Source organism: Cohnella sp. (assembly GCF_041640265.1).
Taxonomy (GTDB): Bacteria; Bacillota; Bacilli; order Paenibacillales; family Paenibacillaceae; genus Cohnella.
On the sequence record NZ_JBEQAP010000050.1, the window covers coordinates 1 to 18,882 of the forward strand.

Annotated in this window: 15 protein-coding genes and 1 pseudogene; 2 read left to right on the forward strand and 14 right to left on the reverse strand. The window is 51.0% G+C overall.

Going from position 1 to position 18,882, the window contains the following annotated elements; all coding sequences use genetic code 11:
- A partial coding sequence (locus ACESLK_RS24455; RefSeq protein ID WP_373232340.1) for a hypothetical protein occupies positions 1–197 on the forward strand: 197 nt, incomplete at its 5' end.
- A gap of 59 nt (positions 198–256) precedes the next feature.
- Here ACESLK_RS24455 and ACESLK_RS24460 read toward each other — a convergent pair.
- From ACESLK_RS24460 to ACESLK_RS24475, 4 genes and pseudogenes are all read right to left on the reverse strand, one after another.
- Positions 257–1,235: pseudogene (locus tag ACESLK_RS24460) on the reverse strand (aldo/keto reductase).
- Positions 1,236–1,910 carry a DUF4405 domain-containing protein gene (locus ACESLK_RS24465; RefSeq protein WP_373232341.1) on the reverse strand — a complete coding sequence of 225 codons (675 nt, stop codon included), beginning with the start codon at positions 1,908–1,910 and terminating at the stop codon, positions 1,236–1,238.
- Between the two features lie 39 nt (positions 1,911–1,949).
- A complete protein-coding gene (locus tag ACESLK_RS24470) occupies positions 1,950–2,573 on the reverse strand; it encodes a cytochrome P460 family protein (RefSeq protein WP_373232342.1) in 624 nt (207 codons plus the stop codon).
- 214 nt (positions 2,574–2,787) lie between these two features.
- Positions 2,788–3,735: an AraC family transcriptional regulator gene (locus ACESLK_RS24475; RefSeq protein ID WP_373232343.1), complete on the reverse strand. Its 948-nt coding sequence runs from the start codon at positions 3,733–3,735 to the stop codon at positions 2,788–2,790.
- A gap of 190 nt (positions 3,736–3,925) precedes the next feature.
- Between ACESLK_RS24475 and ACESLK_RS24480 the strand changes: the two genes are divergently transcribed.
- Positions 3,926–4,777: an aldo/keto reductase gene (locus ACESLK_RS24480; RefSeq protein WP_373232344.1), complete on the forward strand. Its 852-nt coding sequence runs from the start codon at positions 3,926–3,928 to the stop codon at positions 4,775–4,777.
- Between the two features lie 194 nt (positions 4,778–4,971).
- Here ACESLK_RS24480 and ACESLK_RS24485 read toward each other — a convergent pair whose 3' ends face one another.
- The 10 genes from ACESLK_RS24485 to ACESLK_RS24530 all read right to left on the reverse strand — a co-directional run bounded on the left by ACESLK_RS24485 (position 4,972) and on the right by ACESLK_RS24530 (position 18,848).
- Positions 4,972–6,174 (reverse strand): MFS transporter, encoded by a 1,203-nt coding sequence (locus ACESLK_RS24485; protein ID WP_373232345.1) that lies wholly within the window; start codon positions 6,172–6,174, stop codon positions 4,972–4,974.
- Between the two features lie 98 nt (positions 6,175–6,272).
- Complete coding sequence (locus tag ACESLK_RS24490) at positions 6,273–8,534, reverse strand: glycoside hydrolase family 3 C-terminal domain-containing protein (RefSeq protein WP_373232346.1); 2,262 nt, start codon at positions 8,532–8,534, stop codon at positions 6,273–6,275.
- 66 nt (positions 8,535–8,600) lie between these two features.
- Positions 8,601–9,014 (reverse strand): DoxX family protein, encoded by a 414-nt coding sequence (locus ACESLK_RS24495; protein ID WP_373232347.1) that lies wholly within the window; start codon positions 9,012–9,014, stop codon positions 8,601–8,603.
- 88 nt (positions 9,015–9,102) lie between these two features.
- A complete protein-coding gene (locus ACESLK_RS24500) occupies positions 9,103–11,487 on the reverse strand; it encodes a family 78 glycoside hydrolase catalytic domain (protein WP_373232348.1) in 2,385 nt (794 codons plus the stop codon).
- Positions 11,487–12,284, reverse strand: a complete 798-nt coding sequence (locus ACESLK_RS24505; RefSeq protein ID WP_373232350.1) for an alpha/beta hydrolase family protein — start codon at positions 12,282–12,284, stop codon at positions 11,487–11,489. Before ACESLK_RS24505 ends, ACESLK_RS24500 begins: the two co-directional genes overlap by 1 nt.
- A 31-nt stretch (positions 12,285–12,315) precedes the next feature.
- Positions 12,316–13,146 carry a carbohydrate ABC transporter permease gene (locus tag ACESLK_RS24510; protein WP_373232351.1) on the reverse strand — a complete coding sequence of 277 codons (831 nt, stop codon included), beginning with the start codon at positions 13,144–13,146 and terminating at the stop codon, positions 12,316–12,318.
- Entirely contained in the window at positions 13,143–14,009 is an 867-nt protein-coding gene (locus ACESLK_RS24515; RefSeq protein WP_373232352.1) for a carbohydrate ABC transporter permease, read from the reverse strand. Before ACESLK_RS24515 ends, ACESLK_RS24510 begins: the two co-directional genes overlap by 4 nt.
- A 75-nt stretch (positions 14,010–14,084) precedes the next feature.
- Positions 14,085–15,452 (reverse strand): ABC transporter substrate-binding protein, encoded by a 1,368-nt coding sequence (locus tag ACESLK_RS24520; RefSeq protein WP_373232353.1) that lies wholly within the window; start codon positions 15,450–15,452, stop codon positions 14,085–14,087.
- Between the two features lie 134 nt (positions 15,453–15,586).
- Complete coding sequence (locus ACESLK_RS24525) at positions 15,587–17,083, reverse strand: response regulator (protein ID WP_373232354.1); 1,497 nt, start codon at positions 17,081–17,083, stop codon at positions 15,587–15,589.
- Positions 17,061–18,848 (reverse strand): sensor histidine kinase, encoded by a 1,788-nt coding sequence (locus ACESLK_RS24530; protein ID WP_373232355.1) that lies wholly within the window; start codon positions 18,846–18,848, stop codon positions 17,061–17,063. Before ACESLK_RS24530 ends, ACESLK_RS24525 begins: the two co-directional genes overlap by 23 nt.
- Positions 18,849–18,882 lie beyond the last annotated feature (34 nt).

Here is an 18,882-nt window from a genome sequence, read left to right on the forward strand (position 1 = left end):
GATTTGCCGCCGACTTCCTTCAGATTCCACCTCACGGAGGACACCCTTGTCTTAAGCTAATGACTACTACTGCCTTCGCCATTCGGGACTTGCACCCTATAGATAACGCCCATGCTGGGCGACACTACAAAAAAGAGCCACTAAGCGCTAGAGTGGCTCATTCAACCTTATTGTTTCTCACCAACAACAAGCTCTAATGATATCCATCGACCATTGTCTTGGGTAATGAATTGCTGTTCTGTTTCCGAAATCAAAATCACTCATGACCAACGATCCGGTGGGGTGCATACGGTTCTTCCAATGAAGCATATTTTTTCTGAAGTTAACCTAATCGAAAGAGCGGCTACTGCATCCTCGAGATGGGATATTTTCGTCGCCCCGACAATAGGAGCGGTTACCGGTTCTTTCTGCAGCAGCCAGGCAAGCGCGATTTGAGCACGAGGAACGCCGTGTTTTTCTGCAATAGCCGCTACCTGATCCACGATCAATCGATCGGCTTCCGCAGTCGCATCGTACTTCCATTTAGCAATTTCATCAGTCTCCGAACGATGCGTTGTTTCCTGCGGATCACGCGTCAATCTTCCCCCGGCAAGCGGGCTGTATGGGATCACACCGATTTTTTCAGCCCTGCAGAGCGGCAGCATCTCTCTCTCCTCTTCACGATAGATAAGGTTTAAATGATTCTGCATGGATACAAACCGAGTCCATCCATTTTTCTCGGCAACATGGATCGCCTTCTGGAACTGCCAAGCGTACATAGCCGAAGCGCCTATGTATCTGGCCTTCCCGGCCTTCACCACATCATGCAAGGCTTCCATCGTCTCTTCGATGGGCGTACTGTAATCCCAGCGGTGAATCTGGTACAAATCTACATAATCGGTTTCCAGACGTTTTAGGCTTTTATCAATCTCACTCATGATCGCTTTACGAGAAAGACCGACTCCATTGGGACCTTCATGCATGCGGATGTGAACTTTGGTTGCGATGACGATCTCATCCCGATTTGCGAAGTCCTTTAACGCCCTTCCAACAATCTCCTCGCTCATACCTCTTGAATACACATTTGCCGTATCAAAAAAATTAATGCCTAACTCCAAGGCTCTCTTAATAACCGGACGACTGTTCTCCTCATCGAGCACCCATTTATGAACCCATTGTGTGTCACCGAAGCCCATACAACCAAGACAAATCCGCGATACATCCAGACCCGTATTTCCAAGCTTCACATATTCCATTTAATTGACCTCTCTTTTCTGAATAAATTTCAAAATATAATGAGTCCCGCTGATATAGATTCCCATGACTGCTAGGTAATCGATTAAAAAACTGACGGTAGATTCTTCGAAACCCCAATCACCAAATGGATTATAGATGAGCAGCTTAGAACCCATATTTCTCTCAAAGGAAATCTGCACACCATAGACAACAATTAGCACCGCCAACACACGAAACACAATTGTGCGTACACGGCTGGCAGTTGTAATTCCCGCCATTTTTCGCGCTGCATTAATCATTCTTCCCCAGGACATTCCGATATGAACAGCCATGAGTATAAAAGCCCAATATGCCGTAAGAACATGGATTTCTCTCATGATCATGTTATTATTCATGGAGATCAAGGGAAATAGGTCACGTGAAATCGGAACGGAACTTATCAGCGCCACAGCTATAGTTACAAGAAACAGCAGATTAACGACTATACTAAGAATTTGTTGTACCTTGTACTTCCTCTTAAAAAGGGTTTTATACCACCGTCGATTAAAGAAATTGTGGACAATAAACAGTACAAACAGGAAAACACCAACCCACTCATGGACTGTATTCCCCGTAATAGGATAAGCCATTGCCACTAACATGAGAACCGTCATAACAAGGTCGATTACCAGTCTAATAATCATATTTGGATTCAAAAGTTCCCTCCTACTATTTGATTACTCATAATCTTATGTTTAGTCGGATGAAAGATTAGCCAGGTAATCTGTTATAACAGCGACCTCCCAATCTGCCAAAGCGATACTATCAAGTTGGGATTCCGTAGCGTTATCCTTCGATGCCGTAAAATCCTCAAGCTCGAAATCCTTCACCTCATCGTACGTGTATACGAAATCATCCCGTTCCTCAGTTGCGTGGCAAGAAATGCAGCGCGCGAGGTCTCTCTCGTTATTTAACTCCCTGTCCGCCGTGTAAGCCTGGTATCGCCAATCTCCATTGCTCTCATCAGATGAGGTCTGGTCGTTCCAGCCAGTGCGCTTTTCCGACACGAAAATATCGGATAGTTCTCCATCCCGGTAAATCTCGAGAGTGAATACGGTTCCGCTGGGCATCGGTTCGCCTTTCTTCACCGCTTCGATCGTTTCCCGACTCGTGTACAGGTATTCTTTGGCATTTCCACGAGTAACTGTCGTATAGAGTACACCCTCATCGTAGTTTTCAGGGAGTTTGACTACTTCACGATTAGGACTAGACTGCTCCGCTGACCCAGTACTGTTTGTCATGTCATTGCTGTTGCTTCCACAAGCAGAAAATGTGAAGGCAATCACCAATCCGAGGGCAAGAAATATTAGCTTTTTCATAGTTGTTTTTCCTCCTTCAAAGCAGTATCAACTTATTATGCAACATTACAAAGAAGAGGCGATATCTCGATTATCTCAAATGATTGCCTATTTCTCCCAGATGAACAACTCACCTATATATCTGATAAAAAAAAGGCCAAATTAAAGTTCTCCATCTGACATAGATGAGAGAATTTCATTTGTCCTTTCTTGTTTGGCTTGAACTGGCTTGCTTTCATACATTGGATTCGGCTAGGATTTGATCGGTAGATCCCTGTGTTTGGTCGTATGTTTCCTTCAGACGCTTTATGTCTGTTTTGGGAGGAGAACCAAACATGCGAGAATATTCACGACTAAACTGAGAGGGACTTTCATAGCCTACCCGATATGCAACCTCCGAAGCATCCGCTGACTCTGTTAACAACAGGCGCCGAGCTTCTTGCAGCCGAAGCTGTTTTTGAAGTTGCAGAGGGCTCATGGCAGTGATTACTTTAAAGTGTCTGTGGAACGTAGAAACACTCATACTAGCAATCTCAGCAAGCTCCTCAACCCGCAACGGCTGGTCATATTGGTGGATAATTTCATTGATCGCGTCTCTAATTCGATAGGTGTTGCTTCCTTCCAACGCAATTTGCGCTAAGGCAACGCCGTATTCTCCTTGAAGGAGCCTATAAATGATTTCCTTCTTATGAATCGGAGCCAAATAGGGAATATCCTGAGGGTGATCCATCAGTCGAGCTAATCGAAGCACCGCATCCAATATCGATAACTCGATCTGACCGACAAACATAGCCCGCGAACCATTTTCTTTCGGATTGATTTGAATCCTAGAGTCGTTCAAAACCTCTAAAATTTCATTCTGGGTAAACTCCAGTTTCAAACTCAAATAGGGAACTTCGGGCGAAGCTTTTATGACCTGTCCGGTCACTGGCAGATTCATGGATGTAATGAGGTAATTGGAAGGACCATATTCGAAACGCTCCTCCGCAAGAAAAAGCTCCTTCAGTCCCTGAGCGATAAAACAAAAGGAAGGATTATACACTCTATATGCACGCTCAGTCATCTTGTCGCAATGAATAAAGGTCAGAGAAGGGACAGTTGTCTTGAAAATTTGGTCATGATGAGCATGATGCTCGATCAGTTTTGTGAGTTCATCCTGCCGCTTTCGTAATTCCTCAGACATGGCTCCTCCTTGTGTTGCTTTTTATTCAATTATAAAACATTTACATCCTTCGTGCGAATGTGGCGAGAGGATTAGGCAATCATTTGCGACAAATGAGATAACGGTTTTTTATCTGTTGGAGCATAATGTGGTAAAGCTTAGTTTTAAGTCAATTTACACATAATCATTGAAAACACTGGAGGATTGTATCATGCAAAAAGTAATTTTGAACAATGGTGTTGAGATGCCTATACTCGGTTTTGGTGTTTTTCAGATTGCAGATGCTAATGAATGTGAACAAAGCGTTTATGACGCTATTATGGCAGGCTATCGGCTGATTGATACAGCTGCCGTTTATCTAAATGAAGAAGCAGTTGGCAGAGCGATCAAACGTAGTGGCGTGGCAAGAGAGGAATTATTTATCACTACGAAGCTTTGGGTTCAGGATACTGGTTATGAGCGCACAAAAAAAGCATTTGAAAAATCACTGGATAGATTGCAATTGGATTATTTGGATTTGTATTTAATTCATCAGCCATATGGAGATGTGTTTGGTTCTTGGCGCGCTATGGAGGAATTGTATCGTGAAGGAAAGGTCCGTGCAATCGGCGTTAGTAATTTCCATGAGGATCGCCTGATCGATTTGATTATTCATAATGAAGTAGTTCCTGCCGTAAACCAGGTTGAAACGCACCCATTCAACCAGCAAATTGAAAATGCAAAATTCATGAAAGAGAATAATGTTCAGATCGAATCCTGGGCGCCTTTTGCTGAAGGGAAAAATAACTTGTTCCACAATGAGGTATTGGGTTCCATAGCTGAAAAGGTTAATAAATCTGTTGCCCAGGTGGTTTTACGCTGGTTGACACAAAGAGAAGTCGTTGTGATTCCAAAGTCAGTTCGTAAAGAAAGAATAATCGAAAACTTCAATATTTTTGATTTTGAATTAAACCAAGAGGATATGGAATCGATTGCTTCGTTAGATATGAAACAGAGCCTGTTTTTCTCACATCGCGATCCTGAGATGGTGAAATGGATCGGTACCCGGAAAATTGATATTTAATCAATACTAATCAAAAGGTTGCAGCCACTAACTAGCTGCAGCCTCTTTTCATGCGGAGAATATTGACACACAGTGCAAATATTATTTTTACCTACCTTCCCTAATCAGATCGGTAATTCCTTGCCGGAATAATCGACGAAGGTGACAAATTTTGTTTTCATATCTTTTTCCCTTTCTTTAACTCACAATTCAAGTCACCTTGCAGCTACCATCGCTTTGCGTCCCCAAACAAGATAACAGATCAGAAAAATGACCATGAGCCCCGCCGAAAAGCGGTACATAACGGCATAGCTTGAAGCGGAAGCGATCGCGCCGAGCAGCATGGAGCCGAGCGCCACGCCTAAATCAAGCGTATTGTAAAACAAGCTGTTTATCGCTCCGCGCTCCCTTGGATGGCTTTCCTTCAGCATCCAGGCTTGAAGGGTCGGTTGAATGGCTCCGAACCCCAATCCGTACAACAAAGCGGAGCCTATCAGTAAAGGAACAGATGTGCTGATGGATAACAGCCATAAACTGCCCGCGACAAGCAAAGAAGCCGGAATGAGGACGGGCTCATGCCCCTTCCGATCGTACAACCGACCCGATATGGGGCGTACCGCAACGATCGCAACCGAGGCGAACAGGAAAAATAAGCCGACCTTCGCGATCCCAGACTCCTTCCCGAACAGAGCCAGGAAGCTTAATACGCCGCCGTACGATGATGACATCATAAAATGAAGCAGAGCCGGGACGATGAATCGTCTGGTTCGCAAAGAAACCCCGGAGGAGTCTTCCGAAGTCGGCACCGTCTCAGTCTTCGTGGGGCGTGTCAAAAAAATAGGTTTGACAGCTTGCAAAAGCGGAATGATCATCAAAACGGTGACCGTACCCAGAAGGCTCAGCGCAGCAAAACCAAATTCCTCGAGAACCGTCAATCCGATCAGGGGACCCGCACACATGGCGATGGTGGTGGAGAGCCCGAAGTAACCGATCCCCTCCCCCATTCGGTTCTCGGGGATGATTTGCGTGACCAGCGTCGGCAGCACGGAACTTGCGACACCGAACCCGAAACCGAACAGAACCCGCAACAGCAGCAAACCCGCGACAGAATCAACCAAGGAATAGGAAACAGTCGAGATCGCGGCGAGTACAATACCTCCGTAGAGAATTCGGGTACGGGAAACTCTTTTCATCAATGGCACGGTAACTACGCGGGCAATAATGGCCGAAACCGCTATCAAACTTGTAACCAAGCTGACGACCAGGTCGCCCGGATGATATTGCTCCTTCACGTATGACGGGAATGGGGATAGCAGCAGCTGAAGGCACAGAAATAACAACAGAAAGCACAAGGTCAGCACGATAAAAGATGAAGTCCATATGGCCTCGTCGCGCCGATGATCTGGCTGGCGATCCATCTCGATGATTACCCTCTTTCCGTCTATAGCAGGCACTTAAGATAACAAAGAGAGGCTGCCCGCAATTCGATGGCGTTTGGGACAGCCTCGTTTCTCTTTTAGCGATTCAAGCGGTTAAGCAAAGACTCCAGCATTTCGTCCGTCACTACGCCTCCGCTGAAGGCCGTCAATCCCCGGAGCGGCAAATACTTGACGAAGGCATCCATCATCTCGGCTCCGTTCTCTTCTTTCTTCGAAGCGTCGAAGGGGGTGTGCTTCAGCATATCCGTCAAAATATTGGCAGCTTGCGGATTGTCCATCAGATCGCCGACCGTCGAATTGCGCGTATAAGTATACTCGACCGGCACCGATGAATGGACTAGAATCGTTCCCTTGAGAGCAATATCCGCCGAAGTCTTGCCGATCAGAATCTCGAACTCCCCTGTCTCGACGTGCCAATCTTTCCTTTCGACGTCGAAGTAAGCGAAGGATCTCTTGTCGAGGATGAAGGAGACGGTCTTCACTTCGCCGGGCGCAAGCGACACCTTGGCGAATCCCTTCAGTTCCTTGTCGGGACGCGAAACACTGCTTGTCGTATCGCGCACATACAGCTGTACGATTTCTTTGCCGGCGCGGCTCCCGGTATTTTTCACATTGATCGAAACATTCACCGTTTCGGTGTCACTTATGACCGTTTTGTCCATCGCTAGTGCGCTATATTCGAAAGTCGTGTAGCTGAGGCCATGGCCAAACGGGAACAGAGGTCGAATCTGCTTCTTGTCGTAATAACGGTAGCCGACATAAATGCCTTCCTTATATTCAACCCGGTCCCCGTCGCCGGGGAAGTTCAAATAAGCCGGGGTGTCGGCGATACGCATCGGGAACGTCTCGGCCAGTTTACCGCAAGGATTGGCATCGCCAAACACCAGATCGGCAATCGCTCCGCCGAGCGCCTGTCCGCCCAAATACGCCTCGAGCACGGCTTTGACTTCTCCGATCCAGGGCATTGCCACCGGTGCTCCGTTGCTGAGCACGACGACCAGATTCGGCTGCGCCGCGGCCAATGCCTGGATCAGCTCATTCTGATTCGGCGGCAGGCTCAAGTGCGTCCGGTCATAGCCTTCCGATTCATAGCGGTCCGGCAAGCCGGCGAACAGAACGGCCACGTCCGCTTGCACGGCGGCGCGTATCGCTTCTTCGAACAGATTCGGATCGGTTGCGTCGCCGTCCAGCTCGTATCCTTGGGCATAGGAGATATGTGCCCCCACGCCTGCCGACTTCACGATCTCGTCCCGGATGCTATCCAGCTTCGTCGGCTTGATATGCGAGCTTCCGCCGCCCTGGTACCGTGGCTTCTCGGCGAGCGCTCCGATCAAAGCGATCCGGCCTACTCTCCCAAGCGGCAAGATGCGGTCTTCGTTCTTCAACAGCACCATGCTTTCCCTCGCGACAACTCTTGCCAACCGGTGATGCGCCTCTGCATCGTAACTTACGTTCGGCTTCATATTGTCCACCGCTTTGAAAATCACCCGAAGAATCCGCTCGACCGCCCGGTCTAGTTTCTCTTCTGACAGCTTCCCGGCGCGGACCGCTTCCACGATTTTGAGGTCGCCCTGCCCGCCGCTGGATGGCATCTCAAGCTCGAGGCCTGCTGCCAAGCCATCCGCGCGTTCGTTGACGGCGCCCCAATCGGACACGACAAAGCCCTCGTGCCCCCACTCGTCCTTCAGGATATCCGTCAGTAAGGCGGCATTCTCGGAAGCGAACGCCCCGTTCACTTGATTGTAGGCGCACATTACCGTCCACGGCTGGCTCTTCTTGACAGCGCTTTCGAAGCTCGCGAGGTAAATTTCCCTCAGCGTCCGCTCGTCCACGATGGCATCGGTCGTCATCCGGCGGTGCTCCTGGTTGTTCGCCGCGAAGTGCTTCAGCGAAGTGCCGACGCCTTGGTTCTGTACCCCTTGAATATGGGCGGCCGCCAATTCTGAAGATAAATAGGGATCCTCGGAGAAATATTCGAAATTGCGCCCGCACAGCGGCGATCTCTTGATATTCGCCCCCGGTCCGAGCAGCACAGCGACGTTCTCGGCCTGGCATTCTTCCCCGAGCGCGACGCCGACCTCGCCGATCAGCTCGCGATCCCATGAAGAGGCAAGCCCCGCGGCGGAAGGAAAACACGTGGCCGGGACGCTGTCGTACAGGCCCAAATGATCGGCCGAAGCACGCTGTTTGCGCAATCCGTGAGGACCGTCGGTCATCATGACCGACGGAATACCGAGTCTTTCGATCCCTTTCGTATGCCAGAAATCAAGGCCCGAGCAAAGCGAAGCCTTCTCCTCCAGTGTCATTTGTGAAATCAATTGCGGAATATCCCGTGACATTGTTGGCCTCCTATTATCCATTCATCCATTCAAACGTTGCTTCCTTTAGAGCGCGGAGAGATCGGCTTAAATAAACTTTGAATTCTCCATGTTCTTATTTCGGAATAACACACTGTCCAGAGAATAGCCGGTTTTACCGGCAAATGCTAAGCAAATGGACATGGAAAAGAGCGCGATTTCTAACTCAGATCCTCCCACAAAACCGACACCAAGCTTCACTTTCACAATGGCGACCAGCATGACGATAGAGAACAGGGCAGCAATAATACGCGTACCCAATCCGAGTACTAATGCAACACCGCCTGCGAGTTCGAGGATGGCTACAACATATACCGCAAACCCCGGCAACCCAATACTTTGAAACCATCCTGAAGTATTAGTGATGCCGCCTTGAAATTTCATGATCCCGTGGATGAAGAACGTTAATCCTAAAGCCAATCTGAGCAACAGTAATCCAACATGCACTTGTTTATTCATCATACAAAACACTCCCTATGAGTTATTAATATCTCGCGTCATGATTGCCCGCTTCCGTTCCCAATCCATAAGAAGATGAACATGTTATAAGTCAGGATTCCATACGGCATTGAAACCGCCCCGCTCCCTGCAGCGTACTCTCGGTGCCATCAGGAAGCTTGACCCGCGCGGAGACGCCATCCGGCAACTTTACCCGCAGTTGGAAGTCGTTCGCTTCCAGCTCCCACTCCACCTCGACCGTGCCTTGTACTGTCGGGATGCTGCCCTTCGCCCACTTGAGCTTTCCGGGCCAAGGCTCGATCGATATCGTCTTGAACCCCGGCTCGGCCGGCGTCACGCCAAGGAAGGATGCCGGGAACTCGGCCAGAGGGACGGCGCTCCAGGCATGGCAGTCGCTGCGGGGATTGACTTCTGTCTCGGGCAATGTCGTCAGCCCCTGCTTGGTGAATACACGCCAGCGATCCCAGAGCCCGAAAGCTTGATGGTGGAGGCCGGTCTTCTTCAAGGCTTGGAATAGAAGAAAGGAAAACGGCAGCGTCACGAGATGAATCGGTTCACGCAGCGTGCGTTCCATCAGCTGCCTGGCTTCCTCTCCGATTACGGTGCCGGCCAGGACGGCCATAATTTGCGTATGCTGGCTGTAAATTTCCGTGTCGGGCAAATCGCGGAACAATTGCCGCTCCTCCGACCATGCCAGCCGCCGTACGGCCCCGCACATCGAATCCGCTCTCGCCAGCATTTCGCCCGCCGCGTCGCTCCATCCCGTCTCTTCCAGCAGCCAGGCTGCTTTGCGCAGCGACGCGGCATACATCAAGCTGAGCAAGTACATCGGCCGATCCTTGCTTTCCGGCGGCGCCCCAAGCGGCCAAGCTTCCACCCAGTCGAAGTACGTCCAGTAGCGGTCCGAAGTCACGCCGACGATTCCGCTATCCGTCAATCGCGCATCGTACCAGTCCATCAGCTCGATGAGCGCCGGGCGGTACGCCGCGATGAGCTCCCGGTCGCCGAAGAACTCGTAATGCTCGGCCAGCATGTCCACCCAGTAGAGGGCAAACGACGGAATGATCTGCGGCTCAACGGACGGGAATCGGGACTGCAGCAGCCCGGAAGGCTGTCTCGACCGGTAGAAATCCGCGATCGTCCTCCGCGGCAACCTGTCATCCGCGCTGACATAGTAAGTGAAAAGCATCATCAACCGGCTGTCCATCGCATATTGCAACTGTTCATAGTACGGACAATCCTCATACGTCTCGTGCATGCAACGCTTCAACGTTCTGACGCTCAGCTCCCAGATCATATTCAGCTCTTCGTCCGAGCACCGGAATTCCCCCTTCACTTCCAAGGGGTATCCGGTTTCTTGATAGGTGAATGAAACGAGCTCGATCGGTTCTTCTCCCGCTTCAATCTCAAGCTGCACATATCTGAACGTTCGGAACCAGAACGGTTCATACACTTCGATCGACCGTTGATCCGCATGACCGGCCACACGATAGACGTCGTACTCCCCCATCAGCTTGCCGTTCGCATCAGCCCGATTGCCTTTGATGCGCCGCATGGCGCTGCTTGACGGGTCTTCGTAACACTCCGAACATAACATCCTGATGACGCTGCCGCGGCCTCCGCGCACACCGACCGTGAGATAGCCGGTCGTAAGCTCGCCGGCATCGAGTTCCAGGGCCAGCTTGCAGCCGGCCGCCAGTTGAAACGTCGCGCCAGCCATCAGCTTCTCCGCTTGCTCCGGTCCGATGCCTTCCGATCTCGTCACCTTGACGAATGTCCGCTCCTCCTCATACAGGAACGGAATCGGACGAGGTACCAAGTTCCACGGACTCAGCAAGCCCCAGTCCCCCTTCGTTTCCGCGAACGGCAACGCCTGCGCCCATTCATCGTCATTGAAGCCGGGATTCTGCCAGCCTTGCGGAGCACCGGTTCCGTCGACTTCCTCGACGCCTCCCATCCATTGAATGAGCGGTTTGGGAACATACCGGTAGCCCCGATGCCGATAAACCTTCCATTCCGGACCGCTATGAAGAGGCTCCAGCTCCGCATCATGCTCGTCGCGCAGGCTGGCTTCAACCAATAATCCCGCGGATTGGGAACGCCAGACGGAGATTGGGCCGCCTGCGCCACTGATGAAAGGCTCCAGCGCAGGATAACGCAGAACCTGGACGGCGAGCACATTATCTCCCGGCCTCAGCAATGAGCTCACATCCACCGTCTCGTAATGTTGCGTATGCCGGTCTCCCTTACAGGGGCCAACTGCGACGGAGCGGCCATTGACGAACAGCCGGTACCGGCTGTCCGCGGTAATGTCCACGGCCAGCCTCGGTTTCACACCTTCAGCTACATGAAAGGATCTCCGGAAGTATACAAGCCGGTGCTCCATGCTTCCGCCTTCTTCCGGCTGCCGAACGTCCCAGATCCATTGGCTGTGCCAACAACGTTCCTTCTGTACATCATTCCATACACGCAGCATCATTCGTACTCCTGCATCAGGCCTAGTTGTTCAATCATAAACCGGGCAGTTCGTTCCAATACCATGGTTCGATGTTCGAATCGTTCAAACATGTGTCCCGCGCCTTCAACGATTTCAAGCTTCGCCTTCCCGCCGTAATGCTCCATGAATTGACGGGTGGAGGACAGCGGAACGGCTGTATCACGATCGCCTTGCAGGATGAGAATCGGTTTATCATAACCGGAAGCCAATCCGGCGATATCCAATTGCAGCACATCTTCCACAAACCCGCTCCCGAGGCGCAACCCTCCGAACCCGATCTGCACATAACCTTCTTCCTTGATGTTCGTAATGTCCATCTCGCCCACACGGCCGCTTCTGACATGCTCGGAAGCGACGAAGGCAGGCGCCCACAGACATAGCGATTGGACATCTTGCGTATGTTTCCCTGCCAGGATGCCAGCTACCACGCCGCCCAGGCTCATGCCGAGCACGCCGATTCTCTCCGGATCGACAAATTCGAGCGACTTGGCATATTCGAGGATCCGCTTTGCATCGGAAACTTCTCCGGAAATCGTCATATCCATGAAGTCTCCATCGCTTTCCCCGCTGCCGCCAAAATCGAATCTCAAGCTCGCGATGCCGCGACGCTCCAGCATTCTTGACAGGGCGACGAACATCCAGCCCGTCTCCATCTTGTTGTTGCTGAAGCCATGGAGCATCAGCACCGCAGGGACTGGATGCTCCGTATGTTCCGGCTTGTGAAGCATCCCTCGCAGCGTTAATCCGTTGCTCACCATTTCGACCGTAGTTTGCATTTCGCAAATTCTCCTTCCATCGGATGAAAAATCAACCTTTTACGGAACCGGCCGTCATGCCGGAAACGATCTTTTTGTTAAAGAAAATGAACAGAATCAAAAGCGGGACGGTAATGACCAGAATGTTCATGAAGAGCAAATTGTACTGGGTCGTGTACTGACCCATAAAGTTGTATAAGGTCACCTGCACGGTCACGTTCTTCGCTCCCGGGAAGAAGTAGAGCGGATTCACGAAATCGTTGAAGATCCCGACCGAAGAGGTGACGATCGTGGTCGCCGTGACGGGCTGAAGTAATGGCAGGATGATCCGGAAAAACAAGCGGAATCCGCCGCAACCATCGATAATCGCCGCTTCGTCGATCTCCCGGGGAATCCCGGCCATGAAATTCCGATATATGATGAAGCCGAAAGGAAACCCCAAAGCGACTTCTACCGATACGATGCCGGTCAGCGTTTTGAACAATCCGAGGTTGTCCAAGACCCATATCGTCGGAACGATCGCCGGCGGAATGATCAAGCCGGCAAAGATGATAAACATAATCCACGGCGTGAACTTGTCTTGCCTGCGGTGCATGATAAATCCTGCCATCGCGCAGACGAAGATCATCACGATAATAGAGAGCACCGTGAGGACAATGCTGTTATATAAGGCACGGATTAGCATGTAATCGTTAGCGGCAATGACTTCTTTGATGTTGCTCCACAGATGCACGGATGACGGCCATTCGATGCTGAGCTCCGAAGCGCTGGGCGCGTCTTTTAATGCATTGACGAATACATAATACAAGGGCACCCAGAAGATCAAGCCGGACAGAAGCACGGCAACGATCTCGATCGTCAGTTTTTTCGCTTTACCTCTCATAGCTCTACCTCTCTGCGGTTCAGGAAGTATTGAAGCGGATACGCGAACAGGGCGACGACGACGAACAGAATGACGTTACCGGCCGTGGAAAGCCCGTAAAATCCGGCCTGGTACTGCTTGTAGATGATGGAGGCGATGACGTCCGTGGCGAAACCCGGACCTCCTCCCGTCATCGACCAGATGAGATCGAACGAACGCAAGCCGCCGATGAAGGCGAAAATGATGACCGTGTTCGTGGCGGGACGGCTCAGCGGAACGATGATATGCCAGAATTTATTGTACGAATTGCCTCCGTCGATTTGCAGCGCCTCATAATATTCTTCGGGTATCGACAGGATCCCGGCTATAAAGATGACTGTCGCGAATCCGACGCCTTTCCATACGTCTGTCAATGCGACGGACAGAAGAGCGATGTCCGTATTCCCGAGCCAATCCACCGCGGGAATCCCGAACCAGGCGAGCGCCTTGTTGATCAAGCCGTACGTCGGATGCATCATCTTGCTGAAGGCGATCCCGACGGCTATCGTGCTCACCAGCGCCGGGAAGAACACAACGGATCGCAAATACCCTCTCACTCTGATCTTGGAGGTGAGGAATACGCCTAAGAGCAGCCCGATCACCACTTTCAAGGCACAGGTGACAACGGCATAGATCAACGTGTTCTGAAATCCGATCCGGAGCGACGCTTCCTCGAAGAACATGACGAAGTTGTCGAATCCGATGAACTTCCAGTCGAAGAGCGTCCACCTTGTCATACTGAAAAAGAACGACATTACCGTCGGCACGATAAAAATCACCAGGTAGATGACCGCAGCCGGCAAGAGGAACGTGTAGGAATACGTGCGTTTGATGACTTTATTCATCATGATCCCCCTTAAGGTGTAACAACGGCCCTGCAAAAGTCTGCAGGGCCGAAGGATCCACTTGGATTGATGGCCTTACCAACCGGCCAAACCTAGTTGCTGCGCTTGCTTTTCAACGTCTTTGTCATAGGCCTTCGCCGCATCTTCCGCGGAGCGTTGACCCGCACCGACCTCTACCGAAATGCTCGGGAGGTTCGGCCCTTTGACCGGAGTCAGAAACTCGAGCGCCGGAGCCGTTTTTCCATTGTCGAAATACGGAAGCATGTCTTTCACGACCTGCGGCGTGTCGGCCGGCAACTGCGCTCCTTTTACGACATAAGGACCGACAGGCTTCGAGACGGTGCCAACTGCGGCCATGCCTTCGACCGATCCGACAAAATTCGCGAACAGCTTGGCTTCGTCAAGATGTTTCGCATTCTGGTAGACATAAACGGCGGAAGGCATCCAGACGGTCAAACCGTTCTGATCCGCGCTGTCTCCCGGCTGGGCGAAGAAACCGATATCATTGATCTTGTCGGGATGGTTCTGAGCGATGGTCGCGGAAATCATGCTCAGCATCGGGTAATGCGCGCCTTTGCCTTCGGCCAGCATCTTGATGCCGGCGTCGAACGTGGTAGCCAGATAATCCTTGTTCATATTGCCCGATATGTCCTGAAGCTTCTCGAAGCTTCGGAGAGCGGCCGGCGTCGTTGCATACTTCGCCTTGTTGGCGGTGTAATCCGCAGCGAAACTCGGGGCCTGCGCCTGAACGTTATAGTAGTCGGCAAGCAGGGGCAATTGGGTAGTCCAAGAGTCCTTATACGTTCCAATAATCGGAGCGACACCGTTGCCCGCCTCTTTAATCTTCTTCACGTTCGCCATGAGTTCATCCCATGTCTTCGGCACCGACAACCCGAGGTCGGCATAGACCTTCTTGTTGTAGAACCAGCCGCCAGCAGCCGTCGATTGATACGGAGCGCCGTACACTTTGCCGTTGGCAGTGACAGTTTGCTTGAAAGAGTCGTAAATATTCGCCTGGAATGGTTCGTTCGTGAGATCGACGAAATTCTTTTCCGGATTAAGCGCTTGCATGACCGAACCGGAATTGAAAAAGATAATGTCTCCCGCATCGCCGGTTGCTAGTTTCGTCTTGAGCAGGTTTTCGCCTTCCACGCCGCCAGGGGTTAATTCGATTTCGACCTTGATGTTCGGGTTCTTCTTCTCGAAAGCGGCGATCAATGCCTTCGCAGAGGACACGATTTCGTTAACGTTGCCGATCAGGGCGGTAAGTTTGACTTGTTGTGCCTCAGTGCCAGTTTCCTTGCTCGTTTCGTTCGTTGCTGCAGATGACGAGCTTGTTGCGCTGCTCCCGCTGTTGCCGTTGTTGCTCTTGCCGCATGCGGCGAGCAAGCTCCCGACCAACATGACGCAGATGAGAATGGCGGACCATTTTCTTGCTTTCACTGTCGTTTCCCCCTTGTTCTGTTGTGCTCATACGAGCCGGGTGCGTTAGCCCCTGAATCAAGTATAGGGGTAAGTTTTCCCGTCAAGTATCTGCATTTTTCATAGATCGATGTCCGTTTTTTTGTGGAATGCATCTACACCGAATCATTCGGATGCCCGCATTTCTCTTTGAACTGTCCCGGTGATAACCCCGTGTATTTCTTGAACACCTCGGAAAAGTGCCGATACGTATGGTACCCGACCTTCTCGCTCACCTCGCTTACCTTCCGACCGCTTGCAAGCAGCTTCTTGGCGAGTTCAATGCGAAAACGCGTCATGTATTTGATATAAGTTTCTCCCGTTACCTCTTTGAACAGAACGCTTAAATAAGATGGACTAATTCCGACATGCCGGGCGACATCCTGGAGCGAAAGGTGATGGGACGCATGGCTCTCAATGTAGAACTGCGCTTGCTCCACCGTCGAATATTTCGTATCTTCGCGAAGTTCCAGAGCGGATTGGACGATCTGCTCGAACTGTTTGCGAAACCAAGCGAGCATCTTGTCTCGCTCATGGATCGCCCTTATCTCCACATGTGGCGCGAACAGGTCTTTCTTGTTCGGACTTACGCTTTCTTTGGCAGCCTCCAGCGCAACATAAAGCAGCTTGACCATCTCCCGCTCCACGACTTCGGGATCGACGAGCTCCGTCTTGATCCATTCGATAAACGGTTCGATCTGCTCGATAAGTCCCGTGTAGTTGCCGGCACGCAGACTAAGAATGATCGCCTCTTCCCTCTCGGACAAGTCCTTCGGTGAAGTGATCAATTCGCCCAAATCCTCAAATCCCACCAATCCCTTCTGATGGAGATAGCGCCCGCAGCGCAACGCTCGCAGCGCTTCGCGGTAGCTCTCGGGAATTTGCCCGAGGTCAAGGCAGGTATGGCCAGCGCCTACGGTCACGCCTCTCTTCTCGGCTTCCTGATCCAGCTCCTCCCACAGCGCTTGGCTTGGGGGTAAGCGGTGCAGCATTACGGCGAGGTACTCTTCCCCGTGCCGGATGCGGACGACGTCACAATCCGGACGGTCGCCGATCGGCAGCTCTTCGGAGCAGGCCAGAACCGTCACGCCCGAGAGAATGTCGGCTTGGGGTCCCAGCAACTCATTCCATTTGTGGAGAGCGTCCTTGTTTCCCTGCAAGAGATCGAGCGAAGCTTTCTCCAGCAACACTTTCCTGCTTTCCTCGTAATTTTGCTTGTGCGTCCGGACTTCGACCCGCTTGCCGATCTGCACGATCGCTTTGCGCAAAGCCTCTTCAATATTTTCCACCTCAAGCGGCTTCTCCAAATAATCGGATACGCCGATTTGGATTGCGCGCTTCACGTAAGCGAATTCGTTGTATCCGCTGAACACGATGCAGTAAGTCTCGGGCGCTTGCCCGAGAATCGCCTGGATGAGCTGCAAACCGTCCATCCCCGGCATCGAGATGTCCGTGAGCACCAAGTCGGGCTTCTCCTTTTGAAACCGTTCCAAAGCCGACGGACCGTCCCCCGCCGTGCCGACGACCTGGATACCGAAGCTGCTCCAATCGATAATGGTCTGCAATCCTTCGAGTACGATATGTTCATCGTCAAATAACACGGCTTTCAGCATCTGGCTGCCACTCCTTCTCATACGGCCTGAAGCGAAGCGTGACCTTCGTTCCTTTGCCTTTCTCGCTCATGATGTCAAAGGAACTGGACGGCCCGTAGTAAAGCGTGAGCCTCTCTTTGACATTCCGCATCCCGAACCCTTTTTCAATAACGGACAAGTCCTCCATGCCGACTCCGTCATCTTCCACGACGAACACCAGAAATTCTCCATCCCGTTTTCCCGTGAGGCTTACCGTGCCCTCGCCGATCTGAGGCTCCAATCCATGAGTAATCGCGTTTTCTACCAAAGGCTGAAGCAGAAGCTTCAGCATTTCGATCCGCATGATGGAATCATCCACATTCTGATGAAAGGTAAATCGCTCGTTATATCGGATATTTTGAATCGTCAAATAATGTTCGATATGCATGAATTCCTTATAGACAAGGATGGTCTCCCTGCCATTGTTCAAACTAAGCTTAAAGCTCTTTGACAAAGATATGGCCATCTGGGCGATGTTTTTGTGCTTTTGCAGCATAGCCATCCAATAAATCGAATCCAGCGTGTTATAGAGGAAGTGTGGATTTATCTGCGCTTGCAGTACGCGCAATTCGGCTTCGCGCTCTTTTAATTTGGATTCGATCAGTCGATGGTTTAACTCGTCGTTCTCGAACGCCATCCGCCTAAACGTACTGCCGATGACGCTGACTTCGTCTTTGCCGGAAATCTCGTCGAATTCTCTCGCGCCCTTCGTCCAATCCACCATCATTTTTTTCAGTTTCAACAACGGACGGGTAATCCCGCCGGAGATAAAGTAGGAAAGCAAGATCGCACCAAGGGCGATGAGGAAAGCAATCGTAGCCGTAAAAACGCCGATTTGATTGGATTGCCGAAGCAGCATGTTCGCTTTGATCGCATGAAGAAACGTCCACTCCGTCGTTTCGTTCACATACTTGCTGTTCAGGTACCCTTGATTCTCCAATTGCGCGAAGATCGAGGTGAGATCCCCCTGCTCCAAAGTCGGTGTAAGTTCGGATTGCCCCGGATAGATGATTCGGACCGGGGTTACCGAAGAGTCGATGGCGAGATAAGTTCCCCCGTAAGATTTGGCTCCGATAAAGATTCGGTCGAAGATCGAACTGGAAATATTGACGATCAGCATACCTATCGGCTTTCCTTCCAAGTTGACGGCGTCCCGAAACAACTTGACCGACGAGAAGGAATTCGGATTATTTTCAAGAACGTTGCTGCCAAGAAACACGACTCGTCCCTGGGCGTCGCTCGCGGTTCGATACCATTCTTCGCTGGGGATGACCGCCAGCTTGTCCGATCCTTCATATTTACCGGCGTCATCCGAGCGTCCCAAGCAGTAAGCCTCCATATTCAAGTTGAGCAGACAAACGGAATCGACGTAACTGGAATCGATAAAGTTGTTGTTCATCACTCTTTGCATCCGGCTTCTTATTTTCTGTGGAAGATCATACAGTCCCCGATCGGATATTTGATTGCTTAAACGAAGTTCGTCCCGGGTCCCTTCGTCAAATACGATCGCTTGATTTAAATTCTCGATGTTCTGAAATAACAACTCCGCGACTTCGCTTGAAGTCTTGAGATGATCCTGATTTGTTCTGGTATTTGTTTCCATCAATGTATCTTTTGCGGTGTTAAAGGATACGTAGCCCAATAAAAACAACGCTGGTACTGAGATAACGATCATTCCTAAAAGCACACGGCTGCGAATTCGTTGAAATCGAAAGGAGTCGAATAGTTTCCCAAGACGTGTTTTCATAGACGTTTCCCCTTTTGTTTCTGACTCTTCTTAT